The following is a 23,918-nucleotide window of genomic DNA, read 5'->3' as shown; positions in this document are numbered from 1 at the left end:
ATTAGCCTAAGATTTAGCTTTTAAATATGCGTTATTTTAGAATTACCACTCCTAAATATAAAGTACAAATCTTGGATTTTTTAACTGAGCAGGGTTTTGAATTTAGTCCGAGTTTCCATCCTTTAATTTTTAAATTAGAGAGAGAGCCTTTTCCCTTGGGTAGCTCTTTGGCTAGTTATTTTGGCTTGATTTATATTCAGGATAAGTCTTCGTTTTTGCCAGCCCTAGCTTTAAAGCCTAGAAAGGGAAGTGTGGTTTTAGATTTGTGTGCTAGTCCAGGTAGTAAAACAGGTCTATTAGCTTCGCTTGTGGGTGAAGAGGGGTTGGTTATAGCAAATGAACCTAATAAGTCTCGTTATATTACTTTGGTTCAAAATCTTAAGCGTTGCAACCATTTGAATGTAATTACAACCTCTTATAAAGCAGAAAACTTTCCCTTAAACATAAATTTTGAGTATATTTTGCTCGATGTACCTTGTAGTGGATGGGGAACAATAGAAAAAAATCCTAGGGTCCAGCATATTTGGAATGAAAAGAAGATTTCTAATTTAATCTTATTGCAGAGAAAACTTCTTACTCGAGCAAGTAAAATTCTAGATACTAACGGAGTTCTTGTTTATTCTACCTGTACTACGAATAAACAAGAAAATGAGGAACAAATTTCTTGGGCTATAGATGAGTTAGGATTAACTCCTATTGAGGATAAGGAATTTTGTTTTAAATTTAAATTAGAAGAGGGGAAGATAAAAGGCACCTATAAAGTACCTATGGTAAAAGGAGAGAGCCAAGGTTTTTTTATTGCTTTATTGAAAAAAAAGGATAAAAATTTTCTTTTGAGTAAAGACGGTTATTTAAAAAAGAAAAAGAAATTAGATGAAGTTAATTTCTCCGATTTTGATTTAACATATCCTGGTAAATTTTTTCTGTTTGGCAAAAAAGTGTTTTTCTTACCTAAAAAGGCGATGAAGTTTTTATCTCTTATTTCTTTTAAAGGAATGGATGTTGGTTTAGTAAAAGGTAAAAGAATTGAGGTCTGGAATAGACTAAGATGTATTGAGAAGATAAATTTAAACAAGATTTGCTTTTATGATTTAAGAGAGTTAGAAAAGCTTCTTCAGGGAGAACAAATATTGGCTGAAGAAAAGGGAATTTTACCATTTTTTTATAAAGATTTACCATTAGGATGGGTAAAAATAAGACAAAATAGAATTCTTTGGCAAGGTTAGGAGTAGTAAAATGCTAGGTGTGTTTAGACGCAGAGAACAGTTTTTTGATATTAGTTCTAAAAGAACAGTATTATTGCCCCTTGATCATGGAGTGACAGAAGGGGTTTTAAATGGTTTAGAAAGGTTGGATAAATTGTTTCCCCTTTTAGGAGATTTAGGTTTAAATGGAGTGATTGTACATAAGGGAATTGCAAAAGAGTGGGGAACATTTCTACCCTTAAATGTAAAATTGATCGTTCATTTGTCAGCAGGAAGTAAACATGGTCTTCCTCCTTATAATAAAACAATAGTTTGTTCTGTGGCTGAGGCTTTGAGATTGGGAGCTGATGCTGTGTCTGTTCATATAAATATTGGAAATGATTTAGAAGATAAGATGCTTCAAGATTTTGGTTTAATTGTAGATGAAGCCCATCAATTTGGTTTGCCTGTATTAGCAATGATTTATGCTCGAGGAGGACAAATAGTAAATGAATTTGATCCTTCTTTAATTGCTCATTGTATTAGATTAGGTGCAGAATTAGGGGCAGACTTAATTAAAGTTCCTTATTCAGGAGATAAAAAAAGTTTTACCAAGGCAGTGGACTCTTGTCCTGTTCCTGTTTTAATTGCAGGTGGTCCTAAAAAATCTACATTTAAAGATTTTTTAGCTATGGTAAAGCAAGCCTTGGATACTGGAATTAGAGGCGTTAGTATAGGTAGGAATGTGTTTCAACAAAAAAATTGTTTAGAGGCACTAAAAAAATTAGTGAAAATAGTTAAGTCTTGAGGTATTATGGAATTTTTTAAAGTCTTGTCTCTATCAGATGTCTATCATTTGTTTTCTATCTTACAGATTAAAAGAAAAATAGAAAAAGTGCCTTTAGAGCAAGCAGTAGGTAGGGTTTTGGCTAGTAATGTGCAAGCCAAAGAAGATTGGCCTTTATGGCCTAGAGCAACCATGGATGGTTATGCTGTGCAGGCTAAGGATACTTTTGGAGCAAGTGAGACGAATCCTGCTTATCTTACGCTGAGCGGGGAGATTAAAATAGATGAAATCCCAGATTTTGAACTCCAATCAGGAGAGTGTGTTGCCATTGTGACAGGAGCACTTTTACCTAAAGGTGCGGATAGTGTGTTAATGGTGGAGTATAGTGAACAGGTAGGGAATTTGATAGAAGTAAAGAAATCTTTATTTCCTCAAGAAAATATCGTTTTACAAGGAGAAGATTTTAAAAAAGGTGAAAGAGTTTTAGAGAGTGGCCAGAGAATAGGTTTTAGAGAAATAGGAGCTTTGGCAACTCTTGGTTGTAGCGAGATAGAAGTTTTTAAGAGAATCAAGGTCGGTATTATTTCGACAGGTGATGAATTGGTAAAAGTAGATACTGTGCCTCAACCAGGACAAGTTAGAGATGTAAATTCTTTTACCTTAAATGCTTTATTGTTAACTCAACAAATTCAAACAACTATTTATGAGTTTGTTCCAGACAGAAAAGAAGCATTAAAAAATCAGATACTTACTGCATTACATAAAGAAGATGTTGTTCTCCTTTCAGGAGGAAGTTCCGTTGGCACGCGGGATTTAACTTTGAATGTTTTGCAAGAAATTCCTGATTCTAAAGTGTTGTTTCACGGACTTGCTTTAAGTCCGGGAAAGCCAACTATGTTAGCGAAGGTAGGAGAAAAATTCATTTTTGGTTTGCCTGGCCAGGTTACTTCTGCTCAAATTGTTTTTTTGGTAGTGGTTAATCCCTTTTTGCGTGTTTTAGAAGGAGAGAAAAATGTATTTACTAATATTTGGCCGTGTAAGATCAAAGCTGTTTTAGATAGAAATATATCTTCAAAACAAGGAAGATATGATTTTGTGCGAGTAAGGTTATCTCAAAGAGAGCAGAGAGTGGTAGCTACTCCTATTTTAGGCAAATCTGGATTAATAAAAACGCTATTTTTAGCTGATGGCCTTTTGCCTATTGCAGACAATTGTGAAGGAATAGTTGCTGGTAGAGAAGTAGAGGTGTGGTTGCTTCACTAAATAGGAGGACATGGAGAGTTTTCAGATACTAACAGGGGATGTGAGATAGTGGCTGTTTTTAAGAATTCTATTCTTACTCCTACAAAAGCTCCTATAATAGGAGGATAAAAGAAGTTGTTAAAAGGTTTTAAGAAGGGAGTTTCTTTCCAGCAGCTAGTTGGCAAGGGTAAAATAGATTTGGCATATATTTCCTCTGGTTTTAGATTCTGAGCAATTAATCTTTTTACTTCTAGCCACGAAAACCAATGGGCTTTTTTTAGTGGACTTTGGGGTTTGTGGGACCGAGAAATACCTTTTTCCAGGAAGTAAAAAGAATATTTATTTAAAAAAGCAAGGAGTAGACCTTTTTTGATAACCCTTTTTGCTTCTTGTAAAATGAGGTCTGGTTTTGGGCTAAATTCAAGAACCAAGATTAAGGCTCCAAAGTCAAACTCATTGTCATCAAAAGGTAGATGAGTAAGATCAGCCAGGGTAAGAGGAAATTTATTTTTTGTTCTTTTCCGAGCAATTTTGAGCATTTCTGGTTCTTTATCTACGCCATGTACCTCAAAACCAGACTTCCAAAAAAAGTTTAAAAAGCTTCCTGGGCCACACCCTAGATCGATAAACGATTGTTTTCTTCTTGGCCAAGAAGAGATAAGATGTCCTAAGAGTCTTTTTTCTTGTTTTAATATAAAATTTCCTTGTTTGCTTTCTAACCACTTTTCATAATTAAGAATTTCTTGTTTTGTCCACATAAATAATTTTTAGAAATGAGTTAAATATAAGGTCTTTTATATTTTAAAAATTTTTTCTCTCTTATTGCCCCTTAAGATAAATTTTTGGTCTAAATGCTTTTACTTAAAAACTGCTCCCTTGCTAGCAGAGCTGGCCAATTTTTGATATCTTTTTAAAAAAGGTGATCGTATTTCTTTTTGAAGAGGTTTAAAATTTTGTCTTCTTTGATTTAATTCCTTTTCAGAGACCAATAATTCCAACTTGCGATTTGGAATATCTATTAAAATTTTATCTCCGTCTTGAACCAAGGCAATGGTTCCTCCTTCATAGGCTTCAGGAGAAATATGACCTATGGCTGCTCCTCTTGTTCCTCCACTGAATCTTCCATCAGTAAGAAGGGCTACGTCTTTATCCAATCCCAGTCCTGCAATTACAGAAGTAGGAGTAAGCATTTCTCTCATTCCTGGACCTCCTTTTGGTCCTTCGTAGCGTATTACCAGCACATCTCCTTTTTGAATTTTCCCTTCTAGTAAGGCAGTTGTTGCTTCTTCTTCACTGTTAAAAACTTTTGCTTTGCCTGTGCGAACCATCATTTCTGGGGCAACAGCTGATTGCTTTACTACAGCGCCTTCAGGAGCTAAATTGCCATATAGAATAGCAATACCTCCCTCAGAGGAATAAGGATTTTCTATGGATCTTATTATTTCATAATTTTGGACCTCTATATCTTGTAGAATTTCTCCTAATGTTTTGTTTAAAACAGTCTTTGTCTCTAAATGTAATAAGCCTTTTTTACTTAGCTCTTTCATTACTCCATATACTCCACCTGCAAGATAGAGATCTTCTAAATGATGGGGACCTGCAGGTGAGAGTTTGCATAAATTAGGTGTTTTTTTGCTGATTTGATCAAATATATCTAAACTTAGATCTAAATTTGCTTCTTTAAAAATCGCTGGTAAGTGAAGAACAGTATTAGTAGAACATCCTAAAGCCATATCTACACTAACACCATTTAGAATGTTTTCTTTTTTTAAAATATCCCTAGGACAAATTTGTTCCTTTACTAAACTCATAACTTGCATTCCTGCTTGTTTAGCTAAATGAATGCGTTCACTACTTATGGCAGGAATCGTTCCGTTACCTGGTAGGGCCAAGCCAACCGCTTCTGCCAAACAATTCATGGAGTTCGCAGTAAACATTCCAGAACAAGAACCACAGCCAGGACAAGCCTTTATTTCTAAAGCAGATAGTTCTTTTTCTGTCATTTGACCTGACTTTACTTTACCTACACCTTCAAAAACAGAAATGAGATCTACTGTCTGGCCTTTAAATTTTCCTGCTAACATTGGGCCACCACTTATTAAGATAGCGGGCAGGTTAAGACGTAACATGGCCATAAGCATTCCAGGAATAATCTTATCGCAGTTAGGTATAAAGACTAAGCCGTCAAAAGCATGGGCTGTTGCCATAATTTCAATAGAATCAGCGATCAGTTCTCTACTTGGTAGGCTAAAACGCATGCCCTCATGATTCATGGCAATGCCATCACAAACGCCTATCACAGGAAATTCTAAAGGCACTCCTCCTGCTAAACGTATTCCATCTTTTACAGCTTGGCTGATTTTATCTAAATGGATATGTCCTGGGACGACTTCACTTGCAGCATTTACAACCCCAATTAGAGGGAGTTTTAGCTCTTCTTTGGTTAACCCAAGGGCATGAAGTAAAGAACGATGCGGTGCCTTTTCTAAACCCTTAGTAATCTTGTCGCTATTCATGGTTTCACCTCTTATTATAAACTTTTTAGTAATAATATTCTTTTTTTTTATGCATGACAAATTGAAAATTTTAGATTTTTTAGAACAAGTTTCTTAGAAAAAGGATATTAAGTTAAAATCTTTTAAGTTTATTGTATATCTGTTGAGGTTAAAAGAGAAAGCAACGAACTATTCTTTGTTTTAATTTAATAGTTGGAGGCTCGCCTTTAAAGCATTTTGAGATGCGTACAGGACATTTAGTAATAAAGGGGCATGTTGAATAATGATCCGCTTTATTTAAGTTAGATCCTAATTTAATAGGAGATAAAATATCGGTTTTTCCTAAAAGAAATAGGGTATATGGATGTAATGGATTTTCTAATATTCCTATTCCTTGTTCTAATATTTCTCCATTATGAATGACAATAACTTTATCTGTTATATTTTTTACTAAATCAATATCATGAGATATAAATACATAGCTTGTTTTCAATTTTTTTTGAAGTTTTAAAAGGGTATTTACTATATACGCCTGAATAGATACATCTAGCATTGATGTTATTTCGTCGCATACAATTATATCTGGAGACAGAAATAAAGATCTGGCTATTATTATTCTCTGCAATTGTCCTCCACTTAGCTCATGTGGATATCTATCAAGATATTCCATATCTAATTGTAAAATTGAAAAAGTGTTATATAAATTTTTTTTTATTTCTTTTTTAGATAAATTTTGTATTTTTAATGGTTCTAACATGCTTTTTTTTATCTTCCACTTTGGATTTAATGATTTTTGAGGAGTTTGAGGGATTAATTGGATTTTCTGACGTACTTTATGCAACTGGTTATATGTTAAGGTCGTTAGATCAAGATTTTTAAAGATTATTTTACCAGAGGTAGGTCTTATAAGTAGTGGTAATAGTTTGCTGAGAATGGTCTTGCCACTTCCACTTTCTCCGATTAAAGCAAGAGTTTCTCCTTTTTTGAGATTAAAGGTAACATTGTTTATTACCTTAGTTTTTTTTGTTTTAAGGAAACCTTTTGAAAATGTTTTAGATAAATTGATAGCTCTAAGGATTATCATATAACCAACATTTTACATAGGAATTTTTTATCTTGATTATAGGCGGTTGGGTAAGACATTTATCTGTAAAAAATTTACATCGGGGGGAGAAATTGCATCCCTTGGGCAGGGATAAAGGGTGTGGTAGAGGGCCTGGAATATTCTGTAAACCTTGAGCAGGAAGAGCCTGGAGAAGAGCAATCGAATAGGGGTGTAAAGGTTTATTGAAAAATAAAGAAGCGGGGCTTATTTCAATTATCTCTCCACAATACATAATAGCAACTCTATTGCATATTTTTTCTGCAAACTTTAAATCATGAGTTATTAATAAGATAGAGGCATTAGTTGCAGATTTTATTTTTTTAAGAAAATATAAAGTTTCTCTTTTTCTGACTATATCTAAACCTTTTGTGGGTTCATCAGCAATTAATAATTGTGGGAAAGTTGCGGCTCCTATGGCAACAAGAGCCCTTTGTTTCATCCCTCCGCTATATTGAAAAGGGTATTGATTTATTCTTTGTCTAGCTGGAGTTATTTGGAGTAGTTCAAGTAAAGCAAGAGTTGTATTGCGAGCTTGTTTATAGCTTATTTTATGGTGTAATTTTATTGACTCGGATATCTGTTTCCCTATTTGCAGCAAAGGATTTAAAGAATTGTCTGGATTTTGAGGTATCCAAGCTATTTTTTTTCCTCTAATTTTACTTAATTTTTTTTCTGAAAGGTTAATTAAATTTTTTTGGTCAAAAAGAATTTCTCCTTTGATTTCAGTATTAGAAGGCAATAATTTTAATATACTTAGGGCTAATATAGATTTACCACTGCCACTCTCACCGATAATTCCTAATATTTCTCGCTTATATATACTTAGATTGATTGAACTTAGTGCCCTTATCCTTTTTTTATCTAAAAGAAACTGAACAGCTAGGTTTTTAATAGATAATATGTTTTTTTGAGACATTTTAATTTTTATTAATTAAAAAAATATAGGTTATATTTATGGTTGATTTTTTTCTAAAAAATATTACTTGTCAAGTTCTTATATGGGAATGGTGTTATTAAATAAGGAGGGTGTCAATGAGATTTATCAAGTTTTTATTGTGCCTTTGTCTTTTATTTTTCGCTGTAGGGAATGGAATAGGTAAAGAACTAGGAAAAGGAATGAGTAGACTTGTTATAATTCCAAGTTGGCCTGTGAAAAGTCTTGATCCTAGTAAAGGTGGATATCCATTATTAAGATATAATATAGCAGAAACCCTTGTTGGAGTAGATAAAGAAGGTAGGTTAAAATCCAGTTTAGCTACTTCTTGGAGTGTTCACCAGGATAAAATCACCTGGGAATTTAAACTTAGAAAAAGAGTTAAATTTCATGATAATAGCCCTATGGATGCTTTTAATGTGGCTAAATATTTGCGCTTTATTTTCCATAAAACAGGCTTAGATAAGCTTGTACCAATTAAAGAAATAAAGGCCTCTGATAAATATACTCTATTAATAGTTACAGAGAAACCCTTTGCTCCTCTTCCTGCTTATTTAGCTTGTGCAAAAACAGCTATACTTTCTACCAATTCTTTTGATTCTAAGAATAATTTTACTTCTCCTATAGCCACAGGTCCTTTTAAAGTTGTAAAATTTACTTCTATGAGAGAGGTTCTATTGGATAGATTTTCTTCTTATTGGGGAAATCAAGCTAAAGTTGATAAAGTTGTTTTAAAAAGTATTCCAGATCCAAGGAGCAGAGTACCCATGATTTTGTCTGGGGAAGTAGATATTGCTCAACTTATTCCTCCTCAAAGTGTATTAGAATTAACTAAGTTTTCCAATATTAAGATTGTGAAATATCCAATAACAAGAGTTCGAATGTTACAACTTAATTGTTTAAAAAATATTTTTAGAGATAAAAGAATTAGACGTGCCCTCCAATATGCAATTAACAGAGAAGCGATAGATAAAGAGATATTAGATGGAGCTGGTATGTCTGCCGGAGCTTTATTTCCTCCTCTGCTGGTATGGTCTGCTAAAATTAAACCCTATTCTTATAATATTCATCAGGCTAAAGTTTTATTAGAAAAGGCTGGCTGGAAAGACATAGATGGGGATGGTATTCTTGAAAATACAAAAACAAAAGAAAAATTTATTATAAAATTAGTTACTTATCCAGAAAGAGCAGAATTGCCTCTTATTGCAGAAGTTTTGCAGGATCAATTTAGAAAAATAGGTGTAAAAGTCGAGTTAGAGGTAGTAAAAGTAGCAGCAATAAAATCTATTCGTAAAAAAGGTGATTTTGATATAATTTTACTTAGTAGGGGATTATTTTTTATTCCTGATCCTGATTTTATTATGATGCAAGATTATTATTCAGGACGTAAAAAGTGGGGATGGGGAGCATATGGTTGGAAGAGCCAAGAAGTAGATTGTTTATTAGAGCAAGCAAGAACTGATTTTAATTTTAAAAATAGATTAAATATGTATCGTAAAGTTCAAAATATTATTTACAACGAATCTCCTGTGATATTTATAGATTATTACGTAAATATTGATGCCATAAGAAGTAATATATCTGATTATAATGGTCATATAACTGAATTTAGTTATGAATTGAATAGGATAAAAAAATAATCAATAATGTGTTTTAGAAGATTATTTTTATTTATTTTAACACTTATATTATTATCAATAGTTTCATTCTCTCTTTTTCTTTTAACTCCAGGAGATCCTGCAGATTTAATAGCTTGGCAGAGAATGGGGGGAGAATTCCCCCCTCCTGAAGTTGTTGAGAAAGTTAGGGAAGAACTCAACTTAAATGCCTCCCCTTTTGTACTTTATACTAGGTGGTTAAAAAACTATCTTCATGGCAATTGGGGAAGATCGTTTGTTTCTGGTGAAGAGGTGAGTAAATTAGTAAAAGAACGTTTTTTTATGACATGTATTTTAGCGTTCTTTGCTTTTTTAATTTCATTGCCAATTTCTATTAGTACTGGTTTTATATGTGGAATATATAGAAATAAACTTATAGATACAGTTTTATTAGTTATTTTGTCTTTATGTGATGCATTGCCTAATTTTTTTTTAGGTATAGTTTTGATGATAATTTTTTCCATTCAGCTTGGAATATTACCAGCAGCAGGAGCAGAGATGCCAAAATGCTTAATTTTACCCGCATTCACATTAGCAGTTGGATATATAGCTGTAATTTCTAGAGTAACTCGGGTGAGTGTAATTAATGTTTTAACAAAAGAATATATTCTTTTTGCTCAATCTAAAGGGTTAGGAAGATGGTTGATTTTTAAACGTTATATATTTCGTAATGCTTTAATCCCAGTGATTACTTGTATAGGATTAGAATTAGGATGGCTTTTAGAAGGAAGTGTAATTGTAGAAACTATTTTTGGTTGGCCTGGTTTGGGGATGTTGTTAGAAAATGCTCTTTTGTCTAAAGATCTTCCTGTAATACAAGCTTGTATTATTGTAGTTGGATTTGTTTTTGCCTTAATTAATTTGCTTACAGATATTTCTTATTTTGTTATTAATCCTGAAGCAAAATATAAAAATGTTTAGAGAAAATAAAAAAATTTTTATTGGAATAATGATATTATTGGCTATGTTTACTATTTTTATAGTTGGTCCATTATTTAGTCCTTATACTTACGAATCTCAAAATATTTATAATAGATTAAAACCCCCTAGTTTAAAACATCCTTTCGGAACAGACCAATTTGGGCGAGACATATTTACTAGAATTATGTATGGAGGAAGAATATCATTTTCCATAGCGTTTATGACAATGCTAGGATCATTCTTACTCGGTACTATTGTAGGTATTATATCGGGGTATTTTGGTGGATTTGTTGAAGAGATTTTAATGATGATTAGTGATATAATATTATCTTTGCCTAGTTTAATTGTAATTTTGGCCTTAGTTAGTTTTTTAGGCACTTCCCTTTTAAATATTATTTATATTTTGGCTATTATGTCGTGGCCTAAATATGCTCGGTTAGTTAGAGCTTCTGTTATAGAAATTAAAAATGAAGATTTTGTTTTCTTAACAAACCTAATGGGAGCAAAGCCTTTTTATATTATATCCAGACATATATTGCCACATGCTATAATTCCTACCTTAACGCTTGCTTCTTTTGATTTTGGACGTAAGGTTGTTTCAATTGCTGGTTTAGGTTTTTTAGGAGTAGGAATTCAACCACCTACTCCAGAATGGGGTATGATGATAAGAGAGGGATTTTCTTATATCTTTACAGCTCCTCATTTAATTTTAGCTCCTGGGGGTATGACTGTGATTACTTTAATATCTTCAAATTTATTAGGAGAGGGGATTCAAGAATCTTTAAATAGAAACTTGAACCTTGCTGAAATATAATTTTATATCCATTTAACTTTTAATTCCTATCTATAATTTTAATTTCTTATAATTTAATTTCTCCAGTACAGAGTGTTATTAAAAGATTAATATAAGAGCTTAATTGTTCTTTTTTTAATACCAACGTATAGTTTTTTTTTATAGTCTATTATCCTTTTCATCAAATATTTCTATTTGAAATAATTATTGCTTTGAGAGATATATTAAAAAGATAGGATGGGTGTTAAGGCTGTAGTTTTTGTCATTTACTAAGAGGAGTGATTTTTTAACTTAATTAGAGGAGGCATATCAGTAATGAGGAAAAATTTTTTTAGTTCCAGTTTAGGTATTGTAGTTGTAGGTGCGATCATAGGAGTGTTAGCGCCTATTTTGCAAAAACTAGGTAACCCTCCTAATATGGGGATTTGTGTGGCTTGTTTTGAGCGAGACATTGCTGGCGCCTTAGGTTTGCATCGAGCTGCAGTTGTTCAATACATGAGGCCAGAGATTATAGGATTTGTTTTAGGTTCTCTTCTAGCAGCTTTTTTGTTTAGAGAATTTAAACCTAGGTCAGGTTCTGCGCCTTTAGTTAGGTTTGTTTTAGGTGTTTTTGCCATGATTGGCGCACTAGTCTTTTTAGGATGCCCTTGGCGAGCTTTATTACGCTTAGCTGGGGGCGATGGCAATGCTCTTTTTGGATTAGCTGGATTAGTGGTAGGAATATGGATTGGTACTTTATTTTTTAAAAAAGGTTATAGTTTAGGACGGAGCTATAATACTTATTCTTCTGTAGGTTTGATTTTTCCTCTAATAATGTTGGGTTTTTTTATTTTAATGATTGTTTCGCCTCAAATTGTAGGAGTTAATAAAAGTGGAGTATTATTTTATAGTATTAAAGGACCAGGAGCTATGCATGCTCCATTATTAATTTCTCTCGCAATTGGTTTACTTATTGGCTTTTTAGCCCAAAGAAGTCGTTTTTGTACTATGGGAGCTTTTAGAGATTTTATTTTGTTTAGACAATCTCATTTGCTTTTAGGTGTTATTGCTCTTGTTATTGCTGCTTTTCTTACTAACTTAGTATTGAGTCAATTTCATCCAGGTTTCTATCATCAACCAGTAGCTCATTCCAATTGGTTTTGGAATTTTACAGGAATGGTTTTAGCAGGTCTTGCCTTTGCTTTGGCAGGAGGTTGTCCTGGAAGACAACTTTTTTTGGCTGGTGAGGGTGATAGTGACGCAGGAGTGTTTGTTTTGGGTATGATTGTAGGAGCTGCTTTTGCTCATAATTTTGGTTTGGCTAGCTCTCCAAAAGGCATTGGTCCTCATGCTATGGTAGCTGTAATTGTGGGATTAGTTTTTTGTCTTTTAGTAGGTTTCACCATGAGAAGGAAGATAAATTAAAGGAGGAAGGCAATGGCAGATACAGTAGATGCACGAGGGCTTTCTTGTCCTCAACCTGTTATTTTGGCTTTAGATAAAATGAAAGAATTGGGAAAAGGAGAGTTTGAAATAATTTTAGATACTAGGACTGCCTTAGAAAATGTAAGTAGGGCTGCTGGTTCAAAAGGTTGGGAAGTAGAAATTAAAGAAGAGAGTGAAGAAATAATTGTCTTAAAAATTAAAAAATAAGATAATGTTCAACTTTTTAAAAGTATGGATAAAAAACATTGAGAGGTTTTGGAAGAATAAAAACTTTCAAGCTAAGGATAAGGGAATTCTTGTTTTTTCTAATACAAGTGAAGTTATAGCTGGCGAAAGAATATTAAAAGAAGAAGGTGTAAACGTTCGGGTAATTGGTCCTCCAGCAGAAATAAGAACAGGATGTGATTTAGGGTTAGAGATAGAATTAATAGAAGTTCCTAGATGCATAACACATTTAAAAAAAAGAGGATTAGAACCTCTTGATTTTTTCCCATTTTCTACGTCTTTAAGGCCTGTTAATGTGTTTCAAGTGAAAGATTTTGGGAATTTTTTAATGGTTAGAGCAGCTAATATGAAGCTAACTATAGATAAACATACACTTGTAATTGTTAATGTGTCAGGAGGAGGTTGTCCGGATGTACCTTACCTTGCTTTTGCTCTTGTAGGGAAAAAGATTACTGAGATTTCAAATCCTAAGAAATTGAGTCATACTTTGTGCGGTTATGCTTTAGGTATGGCATTTGAGGAGCTTAAGAAGAAGTGTTTATCCTAGTTGGAACATTTCCCCAGGAGGATTTTGGTCTTTTAGCTGGTAAAGTTTTGTTTGATAATTTTGAGCTCAAGATAGAGAACAAGATTATCCCTATAACTAGAGGGACTCCTGCATTGGCCGGAGCAGTATGTGTTTGTTGTGAGGTCTTAAATCTAGAGTTCCCTTTCTTGGTTTTAGGAGGAGATATTGGCAAAGGCAATGGCAGTCAAAAAGTTTATAATTATTTAATTAATAACTTAGGAAGCTTAAAGCCTACTCTAATAGTTTTTCACTATCTTCTCCCCAATATAGATTGGGAGATAAAGATGCTTCTTGCGATTGAAGAGTTATCTTGTCAGCCGAAGTTAATTGCAGATGCTGGTCATATGTATGCTGCTAAAATGAGTGGACAAGCTTCTAAGTATGATCTTTTTACCCCAGATATTGGAGAATTAGCATTTTTGGCAGATGAATGTGCCCCACATCCTTTTTATACTAGAGGATTTATTTTGCATCAAGAAGAAAACACAGAGGAGCTTATTAGGCGTTCAGTGCAGCATAAAAATGCTGCCAAGTACCTTTTGGTAAAGGGAGCAAAAGATTATATTGTAAAGAAAGGTGAAATTTTAAAAGCAGTAGACTCTCCTTGCGAACCTGCATTAGAAGCAATAGGAGGAACAGGAGATACTTTAACAGGAATTGTCTCTGCTTTAGTTAGGGCCGGATTCTCATGGGAAGAATCTTTATTTTTGGGAGCAAAAGTAAATAGATTAGCTGGTAGCTTAGCCAAACCTACTCCAGCAACACAAATAATAGACATTATAAAGAAAATTCCTGAGGCTTTAAGGACAGTATTAAGTGGAAATAAAAGATATTCTTAACCTTACTTTATTAGATATTGTAAGTGAGAATAAAAGCATTGAACAATATTTTAGACAATTAGGAGAAGAGCTTGGAGTATGTTTACTTTGTAAAGAACTTTTTACACCTTTGGAGATGATTTGTAAAAAATATAAATTAGATTGTTCTTATATAATTGAGACAATACGAAAAATCAGTTCTAATTAGGCCATAACAGGTTCTTTAAGACCTGATGGATTTGGATCTAATTTTAGCTGATCCATTTCTTGATTTAAAGTTAATTCTTGAAGATAAAAGTTTTTATTTTTGTCTAAGAATCGGACAAATTGGTTATTAAAAGCATGTCCAGAAAAATAGACTTCAAAGTATCCCCACATTGGAAGGCCCAATAACATCATATCTCCTAAGAAATCCAACGTCTTATGGCGTACAAATTCATCTTTAAATCTCAAGCCATCTGGGTTTATTACATTATATTCATCTAAAACAATTGCATTTTCTAGAGAACCACCTTTTGCCTTTCCCATTTTTTTTAGAAGTTCTACTTGTTGTAAAAAACCAAAAGTTCTTGCTTTTGCTAAATGTTTTATAAAGTTTTCTGAAGAATTAGAATAACAAAAGGTCTGTTTTCCAATAAGAGGATGGGGAAAATTTATATGATACTTTACTTTTAACCCAGGATAAGGCCTAGCTATTATTTTTTTATCTCCATCTTTAAATTCTATTTTATTTTTTATAGCCAGAACTTTTTTAGGTGCATGTTGTTTTCTTATCCCAACAGAACGCATTAAAAAAACAAAAGAAGTAGCACTGCCGTCCATTATAGGGATTTCATCTCCTTCTACTTCTATAATTAAGTTATCTATTTCTAAACCTTGAATAGCTGCAAGCAAATGCTCTACTGTAGCTATTTGTTTATCTTTGTAGCCAATGGTGGTAGCTAAAGTGGTTTCAGTAACAAGATAGGGATTTAAATTAAAGGCATGGACATTATGATTTTTTCTTAACCAAAACACTATGCCTGTATTTTCAGCTGCAGGTTTTAGAGTAAGCTTTACTTTTTTACCTTCATGAAGTCCTATACCTGCACAGCTTATAGTTTTTTTTAAGGTTTTTTGTCTCATGTTTTCACTCCTTAAAATCCTTCTCTACAAAAACTGTTCCAAACTTAACATCCTTATTTTATTGTATTTTTATTGAGAAATTTGAATGTAGAGTGTTGTTTTTGGAAAAATTGTGGTTTTTTTACCACAAAATAATGTTATTTTTCTACAACTATAATTCTATCTAGTCCTGCCAAATCTTTATGGATGGTTATTTTAGAAAATTTGGCAAAAATTTTTTTTATATATTCAGTCTGAGTTGCTCCAAATTCGGCTATTAATTTTCCTTTTGGTTTAAGGCAATATTTTGCTAATTTAGCTAAAAAAGGGTAAAATAAAAGGCCAGTCTTACCTCCTATTAAAGCTATTTGGGGCTCTGATTTAACTTCTGGGGGGAGATCTTGAGCCTCTTTATAGGATATATAGGGAGGATTGCTTATCAATAAGTCAATTTTTTTAGAAAAGTGGAGTTTTGTCATATTGGTTTGTACAAGAGCAAGATGATTTAACGCTTTATGTCGGTTTGCGTTTTTTTTTGCTATTTTTAGAGCAGGATAAGAACAATCTACTAAAATGCCTTTTGAGAGAGGAAAATTATTGACTAGGCTAATGCCCAAACATCCACTCCCTGTGCCTAAATCACAGAAGGTAAACTTTTGCTCAAAAGAAAAAAGTTTTTTTACTTGATCTATAATTAGTTCTGTTTCTGGACGTGGAATAAGTACATAAGGATTTACATAAAATTTTAGACCGTAAAATTCTTTCTCTTGTATGATATAAGCTAGAGGTTTTCCTTGAATACGTTGATTTATAAAAGAAAAAAAAATATTTTCTTCTTTTAAATTAAGATTTTTATCAGGCCAAGTATAAATATATTCTTTATTTTTTTTTAAGGTAAAGGCTAAAAGTAAAACTGCGTCTAGATTGGGCGAATCAATATTGTTTTGTAGAAGTTTATTAGCCTTTATTAAAGCTTCTCTATAAGTCACGTTAGCACGTTAGATAGATGCTTCTTGTTTAAGAGCCTCGGTTTGAAAATGTTGAATAAGAGGATCTATTACTTGATCTAACTCTCCTTCTAAAATAGCGTCAAGATTATAAATAGTTAAATTTATACGGTGGTCAGTAACTCTTCCTTGAGGAAAATTATATGTCCTAATGCGTTCAGATCTGTCTCCACTTCCTACTTGAGATCTTCTATTTTCATCTAATTCTTTTTTTTGTTCTTCTTGTTTGATTTGTAATAGACGAGCTCTTAACACTTTTAAAGCTTTTGCTTTGTTTTTGTGCTGGGACTTTTCATCTTGACATGTTACAACTAACCCTGTGGGGATATGAGTAATTCTTACTGCTGAATCTGTGGTATTTACACTTTGTCCTCCAGGCCCAGAAGAGCGAAAAACATCTATTCTGAGCTCATTAGGATCAATATGAATATCTATTTCTTCAGCTTCTGGCAGAATAGCCACAGTGACTGCGGAAGTATGGATACGGCCTTGGGATTCTGTGGCAGGTACTCTTTGTACTCTATGAACTCCTGATTCAAATTTTAAGCGACTATAAACTTGTTTTCCTGATATATTAGCAATTACTTCTTTAAAGCCACCAGTTCCTGTTTCATGGGCATCCATAATTTCTACCTTCCAGCCTTTGTTTTCTGCATAGCGTGAGTACATTCTAAATAGATCTGCAGCAAACAGAGCAGCTTCCTCTCCACCTGTGCCTGCTCTTATTTCTAAAATAATATTTTTTTCATCTAGCGGATCTTTTGGTATGAGTAAAATTTTTAATTTATCTTCTAATTTTTTTTGTTGGGGCTTTAATTCTTTAATTTCTTCCTCTGCCAGCTCTCTAATTTCAGGGTCTTTGTCTTTTAGAAGTTCCTGATTTTCTTTTATTTGATTTAGAATTTTTTTGTATTCTCGATAGGTAGAAACTATTTCTTGAAGTTCAGAATGGGCTTTAGATATTTTTTTATATTTTTCTTGATCTTGAAAAATATCAGGGGAGCTTAATTCTTTTTCTAATTCTAAAAATTTTTGCTCTAGACTTTCTAACTTAGCTAGCATAATTTCCTTTCTCCAATGCTCCTTTTAAGGCTGCAACAGCAACTTCTATTTGTTTAGCATCTGGTTCTTTAGTGGTAATGAATTGAAAAAAAAGTCCAGGTAAGCACAACACTTTACACCACCAGGTGTGTTCTTTTTGTCCTGCTAACTTTATAACTTCATAGGCAATTCCACTTATAGGAATCATTAAAATTATTTTTAAGATTAGAGTAAATAAGTGCCTTAACCATGTATTTTGAAAATTAAATAAATTTAGGAAAATAGGGATGATAAGGGCAAAAATAAATACAGAAATTGCTAATACAAATAATAAAAAAGAAGTTCCACACCTAGGATGTAGTCTACTAAATTGCTTTATATTATCATACGTTAACTCAAGAGAATTTTCAAAGGCATAAATGGTTTTGTGTTCTGCTCCATGATATTCAAATACTCGTTTTATATCTGGAATAAGGGAAATAGCTAAAATATATCCTAAAAAAAGTATTAACTTAAATAATCCGTCCCAGAGATGAAAAGATAGAGAGTGTAGATTCCCAGCCATGCCAATTTTATTTAAAAGAAAAGATAACAAATGTGGCAAAATAACAAAGAGTAGCACTGCAAATCCAATGGCTAAAGACATACTTAGCAAAATAGCTCCTGCACTTAGCTCCTCTCCGGACTCTTCCTCAAATGCTACTTTAGCAGAATAATTAAGGGCTTTTATACCATTTACTAATGTTTCTAATAATACAAAAAAACCTCTAATAAACTTTAGCTTTTGCCACCTCTTTCCAAGTGTCCACCATTTGTGCGTTTTTACTACAATATTACCTTTTGGTGTTCTAACTGCAATTGAAAGCCAGTCACGAAAGCGCATCATTACGCCTTCCATGACTGCCTGACCACCTACAAATTCTTTAGCCATAAACTAAATATTATTTATCTTCTTTCTTTTGGAATTTAGCGTATTTACGACGGAAACGATCTATCCTTCCTGCAGTATCTACAAATTTTTGTTGGCCAGTAAAAAATGGATGGCAATTAGAGCAAATTTCCACCATAATTTTTTCTCCAGCAGTAGACTTGGTTTCAAAAGAATAACCACAAGAACACACTACTGTTGTGTTATACATTTTAGGATGAATTTCTTTTTTCATTTTAATCCTCCTCTAACTAAAATAAGCTCAAGAGGAATCTAGTTACCGTAGAGATTTTCAAATGGCAAGATTTTTTTAATATCCTGGAAAAATAGTAGATAGTGTTACTGAAGTTTGCGTTTTGGAAGTTTTTTATGAATAAAATCCTTTTGATTGGTTGAGAGAAATTTGGAAGGCAGCTGAAAAGAGATGATTGATGAAATCTACATATTCTACTACTACCTTTTCAGGTGCTGCAATTCTGGCAGGAGCAAAGTTTACAATTCCTTTAATCCCACCTCTAATTAAGTAATTAGCTGCCCTTTGGGCTCGTTCTGGAGGAGTTGTTATAATTCCAATTTCAGCATTTAATTCTTTGATTTTTGTAGGTAAGTTGCTAGAACACATTACTTCTAGTCCTGCTATTTCCTCTCCTATTTTAAAAGGATCACAATCAAAGGCTCCAACAATGACAAACCCTCTTTTTCTAAGTACGTGATGTCGAAGTAGAGCCCTACCTAAGTTACCTACACCTACTAAAACCACGTTCCAAACACGATCTAATCCCAAGCTCTTTTTTATAGCTTCTTTTAGTTCATATACATAATACCCAACCCCTCTTACTCCAAACTCTCCAAAATAAGCTAAATCTTTTCTAATTTGAGAGGGATTTACTCCACAGGCTCTTGCTAATTTTTCAGAAGATACAACTTTTTCCCCCTCTTGTTCTAAAACTTCTAGCTGTTGGACATAGAGGGCAAGTCTTGTGATTGTAGCTCTTGGGATTTTTTCGTTTTTTAGGTTAAGCATTGTGTGAATTTTTTAACAAGTATTTTCTTTAAAAAAAGAGGGGAAAGTTTATTTTAAACTTTCCCCATTTGTACTTTTTAACTTAACCCAAGAAAGGATTAGCAAACAAGAGAATCAAATTAACAACCAAAGCATAAATAGCCAAGGACTCAATCATGGCCAAGCCGATGAGCATGGTTACTGTAATTTTACCACTAGCTTCTGGGTTTCTAGCAGTGCCTTCACAAGCAGCTTTAAGACCTAAGCCCTGTCCGATTCCACAACCAGCAGCAGCAAGAGCCATACCAAGAGCAGTAGCAATAGAAGTTAAGGAAATAACTTCTGGAGCAGCTTCAGCAGCAAAAGCTACACTAGCCATTACAATAAAAGCAACAGTGTTTAAAGCAACCAATAAAACCTTACGCATAACAACCTCCTAAAAAATAATATTTAAATTTGGTCAAAAGACCAATTCCCCCCATTCTAATGAGCTTCTTCAAAGGCTCCTTTGAGATACAGCATAGATAACATAAAAAATACAAAAGCTTGAATAAAATCAGCTAATAGAAATAAAAAGTACATGGGTAAAGTGGACACTACAGGTGCGAGGATAAAAAGCAAAGCTAAAACGATATCCTCACCCATGATGTTTCCAAAGAGACGTAAAGTAAGAGATAAAGGTCTAGCAAGATGACTCACAATTTCTATAGGAAACATAATAGGTGCTAGCCACCAATAAGGTCCCATAAAGTGTTTTATATACTTTATTCCATGCCTTCTTATTCCCCAGTAATTGTAGTAAAGGAACACAAATACAGCCATCGAGGCATTTGTATTTATATTAGCAGTTGGAGAATCACCTCCAGGAATAAGACCACTTACATTACAACAAAAAATATAAATGAATAAAGTTGCGAGTACAGGGAATACTTTTCTTCCATCTTCTCCCATATTGGTTACCACAAAGTCTTCTAACGAACCTATTAAAAATTCGAAGAAGTTTTGTACCCCTCTCGGAACCATGGAAATATTTTTTGTGGCTAACCAACCAAAAAAGATTAAGAGACCCATTACTGCCCATGAATAAAGTACATTGTTAGGTATTAAACTGTGTCCATGGGCATCAACTAACCCTATCATTTTTACAGCTTCTTCCAACAAGAAAATTGGATGTAATCCTTCTGCCATTGACTATGCCTCCTTAAATTTTTCCCCCACTAAATTTAATCCATAGAACAATACATTTACAATAACTATACTTAAGCCACCCAATAGGGCAACTATATTGACTTTAAAATATACAATCACATAAAATAAAATTAAGCCTGTTACTGCTAAACGCAAATAAAAATGAAAAAGTAAGGCAGCCAAAGCTCCCTTTTTAATATGAATTATTTCTTGAACAAATTTAGCTAAAAAATAGAAATTAAAACTACCTAGCAATACTCCGATAATAAAATCCAATGCCCAAGTGGAATACCCTAAGATAATTGCTATAAAACAACCCAGTATGCTAAAATAAATTTGATTCCTCATCAAAATGCGAGTTCCTTCTATTTGGAATCCTCGCGAGTAAAGAAATTTTTCTATTTTTTTATGAATGGTCTTCACCTTTTTTATCAGCCTCTTGGATTTTTTTGGTTTCTAGATACATGTTTTTAAATCCAGCAGCTATTCCAAAGATTAAAAAAGCAATTAAAAGCCAAGGTTTTGTTCCTAACCACTTATCAAGATAATAACCTATTAATAGCCCAACAAAAGTACAAGAAACCAAGTGAATTCCAATTAAACTGGCTTTGCTTAAAGTCTGCCACACTACGCTATCTCTTTTTTTAAAGAGCATAAAATAGCCTTTCTCCTTCAAGTTTGAATACTGATTCTTTGCGTTCAAACATTCACAATGCCTGCTTCCTAGCATAAGGTAAGTCAAGTAGTCAATCTTTTGTTTTTTTCTTCACAAGGAATTTAGAAAATTTAAAGTGGGGTGTATTAATTTAAAATTAAAAATAGTTAGCCTAATATTTGGAAATAGTTACTTTGTTAAAGAAGTTGTGTTTTTTCAGATATAATAATTTGTTAAAAATCTATAAAAAATTGTGTTATTTTGATTTTTAGGCAAGTAGTAAGACTATCTATAAAAAATATTTTTTCTTTAGGAAGCGTTAATTTATTGCTTGCCTTTGATTATACCTAGGTTTAGGATTTTTTTAGATATTTTGTTGAGGAGGTGAATAGTTGGGAGAAGTAAAATTAATAAATGGGAAGAGACATCGTTGTGCCCTTCCTGTTTCTAAGTTGAAAGTAAAGCTTTATACTACAAGAGTTCCTTTTGTAGATAGTTCAAAGGCTCCTGCCTCTAAGCTTGGTATTTTCCAAAAGAGGGCCTATGAAACTTTAGAAATGGCCTTAAGAATCAGACATAAAGGATATAATGTATATGTAGCTGGTGAGCAAGGGATAGGAAGAACCTATTTTGTAACTAGGTTTTTAAAACAAAAACTTAAAGACACATCTCCACCTAACGATTGGTTATATGTTTATAATTTTGAAAATCCTGATAAACCAAAAGCTATAAGTTTGCCTGCTGGATTGGGTAAGATTTTTAAAAAACAGCTTCATCAAGCAATAGAGGAACTAAAAGAGTCTATTCCTATGGCCTTTGAGCAAGAGAGCTTTATAAAAAAGCATGACCACCTTGTACAAAATTATCAAGATTTACGAGACAAGATAATTGATAAAATGGAGCAAGAGGCCCAAAAAGATGGATTTAGCCTCAACATGGAAGAAGATAGCCTTACTTTATATCCGCTTTGGGAGGGAAAAGTTTTAACCCCAGAAGAATTTGAAAAGTTGGATCCATCTTTAAGAAAGAAATTACGCACTAAAAGTAATAAGGTAATGGAAGTCCTTATTAATTACACTCGGAAAATGGGCAAGCAGGAAGAGGATTTTAGAAAAAATGAACGGAAATTAGAGCAAGAGGTTGCTCTAAAAAAAATAGAAAGGGCTCTTGATAGAGTGGTAAAAGAATTTGAGCAATTTCCCTCTGTAGTGGATTTTTTACAAAAATTAAAAGATGATATTTTGGATAACTTAGATCATTTTAGGCACAAAGAAGGTCCAAGCTCATTGGCTCAGGATCTTTTAGGTGGTAGTGGAGAAGACTTTTTTGAAAGATATGAAGTTAATTTGTTTGTGGATAATTCCGAACAGAAAAGTGTACCTATTATTGTGGAAGACAATCCCAATTATTTTAACCTGTTAGGATGCATAGAAAGAGAAACAGAACTTGGCACTTATTATACTGATTTTACGCTTTTAAAAAGTGGAAGTTTACATAGGGCAAATGGGGGTTTTTTAATTTTAAAAATAGAGGATATTTTAAGTCATCCTACTGCTTGGGAAGGATTATTAAGAGCTTTAAAAAAAGGTTTTTTAACCTTAGAAGACCCAGGAGATCAGTATGATTTAATTAGAACTAAAACTATTGAACCCGAGCCTATTCCGTTAGATATTAAAGTTATCTTGATTGGTACAGATGAAATATATGAAGCGTTATATGTTCAGGATGATCGCTTCCCAAAGTTATTTAAATTAAAAGCCCACATGCAAAGTAGTGTCTCTAGAACAGATAAAAATATTTATAATTATTTATGTACCCTTGGAGATATTGCAAGAGAAAAAAAATTACTTCCTTTTTCTAGAAAGGCATTAGCTGAATTAGTAGATTTTGCTAGTACTATTTGCGAAGATCAAAAAAAGATGTCTCTCAACTTTTCTACTATAAGTGATATTATGATAGAGGCATCTGCATTAGCAGAAATTAAAAATAAGAAAAAGGTTGATATAGATAGTATTAAAAAAGCTCTTTATAATAGACAGTTTAGATTAAATCTATATGAACAAGAATTTATGGAAGATTATGATAGAGAGCTTATTAAAGTAAAAACAAGTGGCTTTGTAATAGGTAAAGCCAATGGACTATCTGTTGTGGAGATAGGTGATTATATTATGGCTTTACCTCATCAGATTTCTTGTACTGTTGGTGTTGGACATGGAGGAATTATTGATTTGGAAAGGGAAGCAGAGCTTGGAGGTCCAATCCATACAAAAGGGATGATGATTTTAAAAAGTTATTTACAAAATTTATTTGCTCAAGATAAACCTCTGGTTTTGGCTGGTAGCCTTTGTTTTGAGCAAAGTTATGCCCATATAGATGGGGACTCTGCTTCAGGAGCAGAACTTGCTGCATTACTTTCTGCTTTATCTGGCGTGCCTATTAATTTGGGTTTGGCTTTTACAGGTGCTGTTAGCCAATCTGGACAAATTATGGCGGTAGGAGCTGTATCTAGAAAAATAGAAGGCTTTTTTGATGTGTGTAAAAGAAGAGGTTTTACAGGTAATCAAGGGGTTATTATTCCTTATGATAATGTAGAGCATCTTATGTTAAAAGATGATGTTATAGACGCGGTAAGACAGGGATGGTTTCATATTTATGCTGTAAAAACTATTGAAGAGGCATTAGAGATTTTAACTGGCAAAAGAGCAGGACAAAGATTACGTAAAGGAGGCTTTAGTCCTAATTCTATTTACGCTGCAGTGGATAGACGTTTGCGTGAGCTTGCTTATTTGGCAGAAAAAAAGGTAAGAAAAGTAAGGAATTAACTAAGTGACAATTTA

26 protein-coding genes are annotated in these 23,918 nt (G+C 33.1%); 12 read left to right on the top strand and 14 right to left on the bottom strand.

All coding sequences use genetic code 11. The annotated features are described in order from the left end of the window. Positions 1-26: 26 nt before the first annotated feature. Genes BLP60_RS03085 through BLP60_RS03075 form a run of 3 tightly spaced genes read left to right on the top strand, consistent with a single transcriptional unit; the run spans position 27 to position 3,234 of the window. Positions 27-1,226, top strand: a complete 1,200-nt coding sequence (locus BLP60_RS03085) for an NOL1/NOP2/SUN domain family protein (RefSeq protein ID WP_092063251.1) — start codon at positions 27-29, stop codon at positions 1,224-1,226. 10 nt (positions 1,227-1,236) lie between these two features. Beyond that, positions 1,237-1,992: a class I fructose-bisphosphate aldolase gene (locus tag BLP60_RS03080; protein WP_092063248.1), complete on the top strand. Its 756-nt coding sequence runs from the start codon at positions 1,237-1,239 to the stop codon at positions 1,990-1,992. A gap of 6 nt (positions 1,993-1,998) precedes the next feature. Then, positions 1,999-3,234, top strand: coding sequence for a molybdopterin molybdotransferase MoeA (locus BLP60_RS03075; RefSeq protein ID WP_092063246.1), 1,236 nt, complete (start codon positions 1,999-2,001; stop codon positions 3,232-3,234). On the opposite strand, the gene BLP60_RS03070 is transcribed toward BLP60_RS03075, so the two are convergent. The 4 genes from BLP60_RS03070 to BLP60_RS03055 form a co-directional block, all read right to left on the bottom strand. Next, the gene (locus tag BLP60_RS03070) at positions 3,231-3,971 is read right to left on the bottom strand and encodes a class I SAM-dependent methyltransferase (RefSeq protein WP_092063243.1); all 741 of its coding nucleotides are present in this window, start codon (positions 3,969-3,971) and stop codon (positions 3,231-3,233) included. The two genes, BLP60_RS03075 and BLP60_RS03070, sit on opposite strands and share 4 nt — an antisense overlap. Positions 3,972-4,070: 99 nt before the next feature. Then, complete coding sequence (gene ilvD, locus BLP60_RS03065; RefSeq protein ID WP_092063240.1) at positions 4,071-5,729, bottom strand: dihydroxy-acid dehydratase; 1,659 nt, start codon at positions 5,727-5,729, stop codon at positions 4,071-4,073. 148 nt (positions 5,730-5,877) lie between these two features. After that, positions 5,878-6,792, bottom strand: coding sequence for an ABC transporter ATP-binding protein (locus BLP60_RS03060; RefSeq protein ID WP_092063237.1), 915 nt, complete (start codon positions 6,790-6,792; stop codon positions 5,878-5,880). Beyond that, entirely contained in the window at positions 6,779-7,729 is a 951-nt protein-coding gene (locus BLP60_RS03055; protein WP_200779100.1) for an ABC transporter ATP-binding protein, read from the bottom strand. Before BLP60_RS03055 ends, BLP60_RS03060 begins: the two co-directional genes overlap by 14 nt. Positions 7,730-7,845: 116 nt before the next feature. On the opposite strand from BLP60_RS03055, the gene BLP60_RS03050 reads away from it, so the two are divergent. From BLP60_RS03050 to BLP60_RS03015, 8 genes are all read left to right on the top strand, one after another. Then, positions 7,846-9,387 carry an ABC transporter substrate-binding protein gene (locus BLP60_RS03050; protein WP_092063234.1) on the top strand — a complete coding sequence of 514 codons (1,542 nt, stop codon included), beginning with the start codon at positions 7,846-7,848 and terminating at the stop codon, positions 9,385-9,387. Positions 9,388-9,393: 6 nt separating this feature from the next. After that, entirely contained in the window at positions 9,394-10,326 is a 933-nt protein-coding gene (locus BLP60_RS03045) for an ABC transporter permease (protein ID WP_092063231.1), read from the top strand. Next, on the top strand, positions 10,319-11,140 hold the full coding sequence (locus BLP60_RS03040) for an ABC transporter permease (RefSeq protein ID WP_092063228.1): 822 nt from the start codon (positions 10,319-10,321) through the stop codon (positions 11,138-11,140). Before BLP60_RS03045 ends, BLP60_RS03040 begins: the two co-directional genes overlap by 8 nt. A gap of 294 nt (positions 11,141-11,434) precedes the next feature. Continuing rightward, entirely contained in the window at positions 11,435-12,523 is a 1,089-nt protein-coding gene (gene yedE / locus BLP60_RS03035; RefSeq protein WP_092063226.1) for a YedE family putative selenium transporter, read from the top strand. Between the two features lie 12 nt (positions 12,524-12,535). Beyond that, positions 12,536-12,751: a sulfurtransferase TusA family protein gene (locus BLP60_RS03030; RefSeq protein WP_092063223.1), complete on the top strand. Its 216-nt coding sequence runs from the start codon at positions 12,536-12,538 to the stop codon at positions 12,749-12,751. 4 nt (positions 12,752-12,755) lie between these two features. Then, positions 12,756-13,316 (top strand): putative Se/S carrier protein, encoded by a 561-nt coding sequence (locus tag BLP60_RS03025; protein ID WP_092063220.1) that lies wholly within the window; start codon positions 12,756-12,758, stop codon positions 13,314-13,316. Further along, entirely contained in the window at positions 13,304-14,176 is an 873-nt protein-coding gene (locus BLP60_RS03020) for an NAD(P)H-hydrate dehydratase (RefSeq protein WP_092063217.1), read from the top strand. The genes BLP60_RS03025 and BLP60_RS03020 overlap by 13 nt, the downstream gene beginning before the upstream one ends. After that, entirely contained in the window at positions 14,154-14,363 is a 210-nt protein-coding gene (locus tag BLP60_RS03015) for a hypothetical protein (protein WP_092063214.1), read from the top strand. Before BLP60_RS03020 ends, BLP60_RS03015 begins: the two co-directional genes overlap by 23 nt. Here the strand turns inward: BLP60_RS03015 and lpxC are convergent. The 10 genes from lpxC to BLP60_RS02965 all read right to left on the bottom strand — a co-directional run bounded on the left by lpxC (position 14,360) and on the right by BLP60_RS02965 (position 21,081). Further along, positions 14,360-15,280 (bottom strand): UDP-3-O-acyl-N-acetylglucosamine deacetylase, encoded by a 921-nt coding sequence (gene lpxC / locus BLP60_RS03010; protein ID WP_092063211.1) that lies wholly within the window; start codon positions 15,278-15,280, stop codon positions 14,360-14,362. The two genes, BLP60_RS03015 and lpxC, sit on opposite strands and share 4 nt — an antisense overlap. A 137-nt stretch (positions 15,281-15,417) precedes the next feature. Continuing rightward, positions 15,418-16,248: a peptide chain release factor N(5)-glutamine methyltransferase gene (gene prmC / locus BLP60_RS03005; RefSeq protein ID WP_092063208.1), complete on the bottom strand. Its 831-nt coding sequence runs from the start codon at positions 16,246-16,248 to the stop codon at positions 15,418-15,420. Between the two features lie 9 nt (positions 16,249-16,257). Then, positions 16,258-17,328, bottom strand: coding sequence for a peptide chain release factor 1 (gene prfA, locus BLP60_RS03000; protein ID WP_092063205.1), 1,071 nt, complete (start codon positions 17,326-17,328; stop codon positions 16,258-16,260). After that, entirely contained in the window at positions 17,318-18,238 is a 921-nt protein-coding gene (locus BLP60_RS02995; RefSeq protein ID WP_234970938.1) for a DUF1385 domain-containing protein, read from the bottom strand. The genes prfA and BLP60_RS02995 overlap by 11 nt, the downstream gene beginning before the upstream one ends. Positions 18,239-18,248: 10 nt before the next feature. Beyond that, a complete protein-coding gene (rpmE, locus tag BLP60_RS02990) occupies positions 18,249-18,470 on the bottom strand; it encodes a 50S ribosomal protein L31 (RefSeq protein WP_092063202.1) in 222 nt (73 codons plus the stop codon). Between the two features lie 132 nt (positions 18,471-18,602). Continuing rightward, complete coding sequence (locus tag BLP60_RS02985) at positions 18,603-19,259, bottom strand: redox-sensing transcriptional repressor Rex (RefSeq protein WP_092063199.1); 657 nt, start codon at positions 19,257-19,259, stop codon at positions 18,603-18,605. A gap of 82 nt (positions 19,260-19,341) precedes the next feature. Beyond that, on the bottom strand, positions 19,342-19,665 hold the full coding sequence (atpE, locus tag BLP60_RS02980) for an ATP synthase F0 subunit C (protein ID WP_092063196.1): 324 nt from the start codon (positions 19,663-19,665) through the stop codon (positions 19,342-19,344). Positions 19,666-19,721: 56 nt separating this feature from the next. After that, the gene (gene atpB / locus BLP60_RS02975; RefSeq protein WP_092063193.1) at positions 19,722-20,426 is read right to left on the bottom strand and encodes a F0F1 ATP synthase subunit A; all 705 of its coding nucleotides are present in this window, start codon (positions 20,424-20,426) and stop codon (positions 19,722-19,724) included. Between the two features lie 3 nt (positions 20,427-20,429). After that, positions 20,430-20,849 carry an ATP synthase subunit I gene (locus tag BLP60_RS02970; RefSeq protein WP_092063190.1) on the bottom strand — a complete coding sequence of 140 codons (420 nt, stop codon included), beginning with the start codon at positions 20,847-20,849 and terminating at the stop codon, positions 20,430-20,432. Then, a complete protein-coding gene (locus BLP60_RS02965) occupies positions 20,833-21,081 on the bottom strand; it encodes an AtpZ/AtpI family protein (RefSeq protein ID WP_092063187.1) in 249 nt (82 codons plus the stop codon). Before BLP60_RS02965 ends, BLP60_RS02970 begins: the two co-directional genes overlap by 17 nt. 392 nt (positions 21,082-21,473) lie before the next feature. Here BLP60_RS02965 and BLP60_RS02960 point away from each other — a divergent pair, with 392 nt between their 5' ends. Beyond that, positions 21,474-23,903: a Lon protease family protein gene (locus BLP60_RS02960; RefSeq protein WP_234970937.1), complete on the top strand. Its 2,430-nt coding sequence runs from the start codon at positions 21,474-21,476 to the stop codon at positions 23,901-23,903. The last annotated feature ends 15 nt before the right edge of the window (positions 23,904-23,918 follow it).

This window comes from Desulfonauticus submarinus (genome assembly GCF_900104045.1).
GTDB lineage: Bacteria > Desulfobacterota > Desulfovibrionia > Desulfovibrionales > Desulfonatronovibrionaceae > Desulfonauticus > Desulfonauticus submarinus.
The sequence above is the reverse complement of the archived record's forward strand: the minus strand, read 5'-3'. Positions and strand labels throughout refer to the sequence as shown.

Bases quoted from the DNA above. Each gene is read 5' to 3' on its own strand.
- BLP60_RS03055 (WP_200779100.1), bottom strand. From the start codon at position 7,729: ATGTCTCAAAAAAACATATTATCTATTAAAAACCTAGCTGTTCAGTTT.
- ilvD (WP_092063240.1), bottom strand. From the start codon at position 5,729: ATGAATAGCGACAAGATTACTAAGGGTTTAGAAAAGGCACCGCATCGT.
- atpB (WP_092063193.1), bottom strand. From the start codon at position 20,426: ATGGCAGAAGGATTACATCCAATTTTCTTGTTGGAAGAAGCTGTAAAA.
- BLP60_RS03070 (WP_092063243.1), bottom strand. From the start codon at position 3,971: ATGTGGACAAAACAAGAAATTCTTAATTATGAAAAGTGGTTAGAAAGC.
- BLP60_RS03045 (WP_092063231.1), top strand. From the start codon at position 9,394: ATGTGTTTTAGAAGATTATTTTTATTTATTTTAACACTTATATTATTA.
- prfA (WP_092063205.1), bottom strand. From the start codon at position 17,328: ATGCTAGCTAAGTTAGAAAGTCTAGAGCAAAAATTTTTAGAATTAGAA.
- BLP60_RS02995 (WP_234970938.1), bottom strand. From the start codon at position 18,238: ATGGCTAAAGAATTTGTAGGTGGTCAGGCAGTCATGGAAGGCGTAATG.
- BLP60_RS03060 (WP_092063237.1), bottom strand. From the start codon at position 6,792: ATGATAATCCTTAGAGCTATCAATTTATCTAAAACATTTTCAAAAGGT.
- BLP60_RS03080 (WP_092063248.1), top strand. From the start codon at position 1,237: ATGCTAGGTGTGTTTAGACGCAGAGAACAGTTTTTTGATATTAGTTCT.
- atpE (WP_092063196.1), bottom strand. From the start codon at position 19,665: ATGCGTAAGGTTTTATTGGTTGCTTTAAACACTGTTGCTTTTATTGTA.
- BLP60_RS03040 (WP_092063228.1), top strand. From the start codon at position 10,319: ATGTTTAGAGAAAATAAAAAAATTTTTATTGGAATAATGATATTATTG.
- BLP60_RS03030 (WP_092063223.1), top strand. From the start codon at position 12,536: ATGGCAGATACAGTAGATGCACGAGGGCTTTCTTGTCCTCAACCTGTT.
- BLP60_RS03085 (WP_092063251.1), top strand. From the start codon at position 27: ATGCGTTATTTTAGAATTACCACTCCTAAATATAAAGTACAAATCTTG.
- yedE (WP_092063226.1), top strand. From the start codon at position 11,435: ATGAGGAAAAATTTTTTTAGTTCCAGTTTAGGTATTGTAGTTGTAGGT.
- BLP60_RS03025 (WP_092063220.1), top strand. From the start codon at position 12,756: ATGTTCAACTTTTTAAAAGTATGGATAAAAAACATTGAGAGGTTTTGG.
- lpxC (WP_092063211.1), bottom strand. From the start codon at position 15,280: ATGAGACAAAAAACCTTAAAAAAAACTATAAGCTGTGCAGGTATAGGA.
- rpmE (WP_092063202.1), bottom strand. From the start codon at position 18,470: ATGAAAAAAGAAATTCATCCTAAAATGTATAACACAACAGTAGTGTGT.
- BLP60_RS03075 (WP_092063246.1), top strand. From the start codon at position 1,999: ATGGAATTTTTTAAAGTCTTGTCTCTATCAGATGTCTATCATTTGTTT.
- BLP60_RS02965 (WP_092063187.1), bottom strand. From the start codon at position 21,081: ATGCTCTTTAAAAAAAGAGATAGCGTAGTGTGGCAGACTTTAAGCAAA.
- BLP60_RS02985 (WP_092063199.1), bottom strand. From the start codon at position 19,259: ATGCTTAACCTAAAAAACGAAAAAATCCCAAGAGCTACAATCACAAGA.
- BLP60_RS03050 (WP_092063234.1), top strand. From the start codon at position 7,846: ATGAGATTTATCAAGTTTTTATTGTGCCTTTGTCTTTTATTTTTCGCT.